The sequence below is a fragment of the uncultured Amaricoccus sp. genome (assembly GCF_937858865.1).
GTDB lineage: Bacteria > Pseudomonadota > Alphaproteobacteria > Rhodobacterales > Rhodobacteraceae > Amaricoccus.
The window spans coordinates 1-5,521 of the sequence record NZ_CALLYO010000359.1 but is presented as its reverse complement, the minus strand read 5'-3'; the positions used below and the strand labels follow the sequence as shown (position 1 = coordinate 5,521).

Here is a 5,521-nt window from a genome sequence, read left to right as displayed (position 1 = left end):
CCGAGCGTGCGGCACTACCTGATCGTCGATACCGACGCGAAGGTCGTGATCCACCACGCGCGGGACGAGGCGGGGGCGATCGGGGTGCGCATCCTGCACGAGGGGGAGGCGAGGCTCGATCCGCCGGGGCTCGTCCTCGCGGTGCGGGACATCTTCGCCGGGCTCTGACGGCACCCGGGGCGGTGGCGGCGTCGTTTTCGGGCATCCGCCGATCCGGGGCGGGCGGCAGCGGGGCGGAGAGGTGCAGGTCACTGATTATGGTTATGATTTAACGGACTTTTAACGGATCGGGGGCCGCGAGATCACGTCTTCGCAAAATCTCGCCGATGCGGTCCGATTTTGCTTGATTGCGACCGGGCGAGGCCTCATATGCGCGTTCTGACGCCAACGCACGCGCCTCTGTAAGGTCCCCCTCCGGGAGAACTCACGCAGCGACGGTAACGTCTCTTTTGGGAACTTCGGGGCGCGCACTGGCCCCCCGGGACTGATGGAGATGCGCATGCGATACGCTGCCGCCTTTGCGGGCGAGGCCGCTCGACTCTACGACATCCATCCGGCCGCGAGCGCCGTCTCGCCGCGCCAGGATGCCTATATCCGCTCGCGCGACTTCGACCGGCCGACCGTGGTCTTCGACCTCGAGATGCTCCGGCAGAAGTACCGGGCACTCGAGGCGGGGCTCGGCGACGCGACGATCCACTATGCGGTGAAGGCCAACCCGGCGCCGGAGATCGTGGCGGCGGTCCTCGCGCTCGGCGGGCGCTTCGACTGCGCCTCGCGCGGCGAGGTCGACCTCTGCCTCGGGCTCGGGGTTCCCGCCGAGCGGATCGCCTTCGGCAATACCATCAAGCGGGCGGCCGACATCGCCCACGCCCACGCGATGGGGGTGGAGCAGTTCGCCGCCGACGCCGAGGAGGAACTGCGCAAGATCGCCGCGCACGCGCCGGGCGCGCGGGTCGTCATCCGCATGCTGGTCGAGGCGAGCGAGGCCGACTGGCCGCTCAGCCGCAAGTTCGGCTGCTCGCACCGCGAGGCGCTGAGGCTCATGGACCTCGGGCGCTTCCTCGGGCTGGACGTGGCGGGCATCTCCTTCCACCCCGGCTCTCAGGTGCGCGAGCCGGCGATGTGGGCGGGGGCGCTCGACGCCGCGCATGCGCTCTGGACGGCGGCCGAGGCGGCCGGGCACGGGCTGCGCATCCTCAACATCGGCGGCGGCTTCCCGGCCTTCTACGGCGACCCGCTGCCGGCGACCGAGGCCTATGCGGCCGAGGTGATGCGCATGGTGCGCCACCGCTTCGGCGAGGAGGTGCAGGTCATGGCCGAGCCGGGCCGCGGGCTGGTGGCCGAGGCGGGGGTGATCGTGGCCGAGGTGCTGCTGGTCGCGCGGAAGGACCAGGACGACCTGGCGCGCTGGGTGTTCCTCGACATCGGCAAGTTCTCCGGCCTCGCCGAGACGATGGACGAGGCGATCCGCTACCAGTTCGAGACCCGTCATGGCGACGAGGAGACCGGCCCCTGCATCCTGGCCGGGCCGTCCTGCGATTCGGCCGACGTGCTCTACGAGAAGCGGCCGGTGCAGCTGCCGCTCGCGCTCGATGCGGGCGACAAGGTGCGCATCCTCTGCACCGGGGCCTATACCACGAGCTACTCCTCGGTCGGCTTCAACGGCTTCCCGCCGCTCGACGCCGTCTTCGTGGGATGAGGCGCGGAGGCCCTCCGCCCGGCGCGGAGGGCCCCTCGCGTCAGGCGCGCCTGAGCACCCTCGCCACCAGGATGAGGACGATGGCGCCGATCAGCGCCACGATGATCGCGCCGAGCAGGCCGCCGCCGAGCGAGACGCCGAGGGCGCGCAGGATCCAGCCGCCGACGACGCCGCCGAGAATGCCGATGACGATGTTTCCGAGCACCCCGTACCCGCTGCCCTTCATCACCAGGCCCGCGAGCCAGCCGGCGATCGCGCCGACGATGAGCATCACGATGAGGGCCGCCGCCGTCGACATGCCCGCAGTTGCCGTTGCCGTTTCCATGCTCGCTTCCCCCGAGGCCGGCCCGCTGCCGGCACCTCAGTGCAACGCCGGCGGAAAGTAGCGGTTCCCGATGAAAGATTCGCACCGAAAGATGGACTCGGGCGCCCCGGTTGCGCCAGATAGCAGAGTGATCCGCCCGGAGCAGTCCATGGCACGCACGGCAGGCAGCGCCGTCTTCGCCTCCTACAACATCCACAAGTGCGTGGGTGCCGACCGGCGCTTCGATCCGGTGCGGGTGCAGCGGGTGATCGGCGAGCTGCACGCGGACGTGATCGCGCTGCAGGAGGCCGACCGGCGCTTCGGCGACCGGGCAGGCCTGCTCGATCTCGCCGCGCTCGGCAAGGAGACCGGCCTGATGCCGGTGCCGGTCAGCAACGACCATCGCGGGCACGGCTGGCACGGCAACGTGGTGCTGGTGCGCGAGGGCGCGGTGCGGCGGCTCCGGCAGGTGAAGCTGCCCGGGCTCGAGCCGCGCGGGGCGCTGGTCGCCGACCTCGACCTCGCGGCCGGGCCGGTTCGGGTGGTGGCGGCGCATCTCGGGCTGCTGCGGCATTCGCGGCTGATGCAGGTCGAGGTGCTGCTCGCCCATGCCGGCGACGACACCGACCGGCCGGTGGTCTTCATGGGCGACTTCAACGAATGGCGGCGGGAGCGGCGCTCGGTGCTGACCCGCTTTCCGCCGGGCTTCGGGCCGACGGGCGGGGTGCCGAGCTTTCCCTCCTACTTCCCGGTGCTGGCGCTCGACCGGGTGATGGCGCAGCCGCAGCAGCTGGTCGAGCGGGTGGAGGCGCACGAGACGCCGCTGGCGCGGCTCGCCTCCGACCACCTGCCGGTCAAGGCGACGATCCGGCTCGACGGCACCCACCCCGACCGGACGGTGCATCCCGAGCTGCAGGCGCTCGGACGGCGGATCCTCTCGCGGCTCCGCGACGAGCGGGTGCAGCCGTGAGGATGCTGCTCGCCGCGCTCTTCCTCGCCGCCTCGGCCGGGGCCGCCGGGGCCGTCTCCTTCTCGCAGGCCGACCGGAACCACGACGGGGTAGTGACCTGGGAGGAGGCGAAGCGGGTCTTCCCGCGGCTGACCGAGATCCAGTTCCGGAAGAACGACCCGAACGGCGACGGGGTGATCGCGCAGCAGGAGTTCCCGCTGCTCGCCAACTTCTACTGGATGATCTGGAAGATGCCGGGCTGAGGCAGGCCTGGCTGATGCGGGCTTGCCGGCCGGGGGCGGAGCGGCGATAAGGCGCGGCCATGACCCAAGCCTCGGCCAACGTGAACATCATGATCAAGGCGGCGCGCAAGGCGGCGCGCAGCCTGCTGCGCGACTTCGGCGAGGTCGAGAACCTGCAGGTCTCGGCCAAGGGACCGGGGGATTTCGTCAGCCGGGCCGACCTGAAGGCGGAGCAGCTGATCCGCGAGGAGCTGACCGAGGCGCGGCCGAACTACGGCTGGGTCGGCGAGGAGAGCGCCGAGGTGAAGGGGGCGGACCCGACGCGGCGCTGGATCGTCGACCCGCTCGACGGCACGCTCAACTTCCTGCACGGGCTGCCGCACTGGGCGATCTCGATCGGGCTCGAGCACAAGGGCGAGATGGTGGCCGGGGTCGTCTACGACCCGGTGAAGGACGAGATGTTCGTGGCCGAAAAGGGGGCGGGCGCCTGGCTGAACGACCGGCGGCTGCGGGTCTCCGGGCGGCGGGACATGGGCGAGATGCTGTTCGCGACCGGGATCCCGGTCGCCTCGAAGGCGCTGCCGCGGGCGGCGCGGGAGATCGCGGCCGTGGCGGCGCACGGGGCGCCGGTGCGGCGCAGCGGCTCCTCGGCGCTCGATCTCGCCTATGTCGCGGCCGGGCGGTTCGACGGCTGCTGGGAGCACGACCTGAAGATCTGGGACATGGCGGCGGGGATCGTGCTGGTGCGCGAGGCGGGCGGCTTCGTCGCCCCGCTCGGCGAGGAGGCGAGCCTCGCCGAGGCGCGGAGCGTGGTGGCGGGCAACGCGAACGTCTACGAGGGCCTCCGCGCGCTCATCCGCGGCGCGTGACCGCGGGGGATTTCGCGCGCGAAACTATACCCAACGTCTTGATATATAGTGGAAAAATTTTTCGCGTTTACTCTCTGGCAAGACTCACGCGGGCGGAGCCGGCGGTGAGCGGGCCCTCGGCGCGGTCGAAGCGGAGGTAGGCGAGGCCGGCGTCGCCGGCGACCGAGAGCAGGGTTCCGGCCGGCTTCTCGCCGGCGCGGATCTCGGTGCCGGGAGCGGCCTCGCCCTCGAGGCGGACGCGGGCGAGGCCCTTCCTGAGCTCGGTCTTGTGCTTCATCCGCGCCGTCACCTCCTGGCCGACGTAGCAGCCCTTGCGGAAGTCGACGCCGTGCAGGCGCTCGAAGCCCATCTCGAGGATGTAGCTGTCGTCGGGGACGAGCTCGGTCCCCGACTCGGGCACGCCGAGGGCGATGCGGCGGGCGAGGAGCGCCGCGGGGGCGAGGGGGGCGAGGCCGGCGAGGGCGGCGGCGGGGTCGGCGACGAGGGCGCGCCAGCCGAGGTCCGGGTGGCGCGGGTCGGGGAAGGCGCCGGCCGGCGGCGTGCCGAAGCCGGCGATGACGGCGAGGTCGGTCGGGGCGACCTCGACGCTGGCGCGCAGCCGGTACATGGCGAGGCGTTGGGTGAGCGCGGCGGCGCGGTCGGCCTTGACGTCGATGAGGACGTCCGCGCCGTCGGGGATGAGGAGGAAGTCGAAGAGGTACTTGCCCTGCGGGGTGAGGAGCGCGGCGTAGAGCGGGCCGTCGTCGAGCCGGCGCACGTCGTTGCTGACGAGGCCCTGCAGGAAGTCGCGGGTGTCGGGACCGGAGACGCGCAGGACGGCGCGGTCGGCAAGGTGCAGGGCTTCGGTCATCTTCGTCCTCGCTCGCGAATCGGGCCGGCGGGGGGCGGGCCCGTGCTGGCATCTACACCCCTGCGGCGCGGCTTCAACCCGCCGCGCTCCTGGCCGCCGCGGTCTTGCCCGTCGCCGGGGATGGCACTAGACCGCGGGGCATGGGCAAGGAACCGAGAGACTGCGCGTCGATGGCCGAGCTCCGGGAGGAGATCGACCGGATCGACGCCGAGCTGGTGGCCCTGGTCGCCCGGCGGATCGCCTGCATCGACCGGGCGGTGGAGCTGAAGCGCGCCGCCGGGCTGCCGGCGCGGATCACGCCGCGGGTGGAGACGGTGGCCGGGAACGCCCGCGCCGCCGCCGCGGCCTGGGGCATCGAGCCGGCCGCGGTCGAGGCGCTCTGGCGGACGATCATCGGCTGGTCGATCGCCCGCGAGCAGGCGGCGCTCGGCGAGGCGCCGGAGGATGCCGGGCGCGGCTAGCTCCGCCAGCAGGAAGGGTCGCGCCCTCCCCGACTGTCCCGCCCGAGGCCCTGCCTCGGGCAGCGCCCGCCCCGCCCCGGGCGGGCGCTTCTCGCCCGCCGGGTCGGGCGCTGCCCCTTTCGTCCTGGAACGGCGGGCGGGGCGAGG

7 protein-coding genes are annotated in these 5,521 nt (G+C 72.4%); 5 read left to right on the top strand and 2 right to left on the bottom strand.

Going from position 1 to position 5,521, the window contains the following annotated elements; all coding sequences use genetic code 11:
- Nucleotides 1–499 precede the first annotated feature (499 nt).
- The gene (locus Q0112_RS10400) at nt 500–1,699 is read left to right on the top strand and encodes a type III PLP-dependent enzyme (RefSeq protein ID WP_297974871.1); all 1,200 of its coding nucleotides are present in this window, start codon (nt 500–502) and stop codon (nt 1,697–1,699) included.
- Between the two features lie 40 nt (nt 1,700–1,739).
- On the opposite strand, the gene Q0112_RS10395 is transcribed toward Q0112_RS10400, so the two are convergent.
- On the bottom strand, nt 1,740–2,024 hold the full coding sequence (locus Q0112_RS10395; RefSeq protein ID WP_297974869.1) for a GlsB/YeaQ/YmgE family stress response membrane protein: 285 nt from the start codon (nt 2,022–2,024) through the stop codon (nt 1,740–1,742).
- A 148-nt stretch (nt 2,025–2,172) separates the two neighbouring features.
- Between Q0112_RS10395 and Q0112_RS10390 the strand changes: the two genes are divergently transcribed.
- Genes Q0112_RS10390 through Q0112_RS10380 form a run of 3 tightly spaced genes read left to right on the top strand, consistent with a single transcriptional unit; the run spans nt 2,173 to nt 4,063 of the window.
- The gene (locus Q0112_RS10390; protein WP_297974868.1) at nt 2,173–2,973 is read left to right on the top strand and encodes an endonuclease/exonuclease/phosphatase family protein; all 801 of its coding nucleotides are present in this window, start codon (nt 2,173–2,175) and stop codon (nt 2,971–2,973) included.
- 2 nt (nt 2,974–2,975) lie between these two features.
- The gene (locus Q0112_RS10385; protein ID WP_297974865.1) at nt 2,976–3,215 is read left to right on the top strand and encodes an EF-hand domain-containing protein; all 240 of its coding nucleotides are present in this window, start codon (nt 2,976–2,978) and stop codon (nt 3,213–3,215) included.
- Between the two features lie 59 nt (nt 3,216–3,274).
- Nucleotides 3,275–4,063 carry an inositol monophosphatase family protein gene (locus Q0112_RS10380; protein WP_297974863.1) on the top strand — a complete coding sequence of 263 codons (789 nt, stop codon included), beginning with the start codon at nt 3,275–3,277 and terminating at the stop codon, nt 4,061–4,063.
- Nucleotides 4,064–4,130: 67 nt separating this feature from the next.
- Here Q0112_RS10380 and Q0112_RS10375 read toward each other — a convergent pair whose 3' ends face one another.
- On the bottom strand, nt 4,131–4,913 hold the full coding sequence (locus Q0112_RS10375; RefSeq protein WP_297974861.1) for a folate-binding protein: 783 nt from the start codon (nt 4,911–4,913) through the stop codon (nt 4,131–4,133).
- Between the two features lie 170 nt (nt 4,914–5,083).
- On the opposite strand from Q0112_RS10375, the gene Q0112_RS10370 reads away from it, so the two are divergent.
- Nucleotides 5,084–5,374 (top strand): chorismate mutase, encoded by a 291-nt coding sequence (locus tag Q0112_RS10370; RefSeq protein WP_297974860.1) that lies wholly within the window; start codon nt 5,084–5,086, stop codon nt 5,372–5,374.
- The last annotated feature ends 147 nt before the right edge of the window (nt 5,375–5,521 follow it).

Excerpts from the sequence above, each read along its gene's own strand:
- Q0112_RS10395 (WP_297974869.1), bottom strand. The coding sequence starts at position 2,024 with ATGGAAACGGCAACGGCAACTGCGGGCATGTCGACGGCGGCGGCCCTC.
- Q0112_RS10400 (WP_297974871.1), top strand. The coding sequence starts at position 500 with ATGCGATACGCTGCCGCCTTTGCGGGCGAGGCCGCTCGACTCTACGAC.
- Q0112_RS10370 (WP_297974860.1), top strand. The coding sequence starts at position 5,084 with ATGGCCGAGCTCCGGGAGGAGATCGACCGGATCGACGCCGAGCTGGTG.
- Q0112_RS10375 (WP_297974861.1), bottom strand. The coding sequence starts at position 4,913 with ATGACCGAAGCCCTGCACCTTGCCGACCGCGCCGTCCTGCGCGTCTCC.
- Q0112_RS10380 (WP_297974863.1), top strand. The coding sequence starts at position 3,275 with ATGACCCAAGCCTCGGCCAACGTGAACATCATGATCAAGGCGGCGCGC.
- Q0112_RS10385 (WP_297974865.1), top strand. The coding sequence starts at position 2,976 with ATGCTGCTCGCCGCGCTCTTCCTCGCCGCCTCGGCCGGGGCCGCCGGG.
- Q0112_RS10390 (WP_297974868.1), top strand. The coding sequence starts at position 2,173 with ATGGCACGCACGGCAGGCAGCGCCGTCTTCGCCTCCTACAACATCCAC.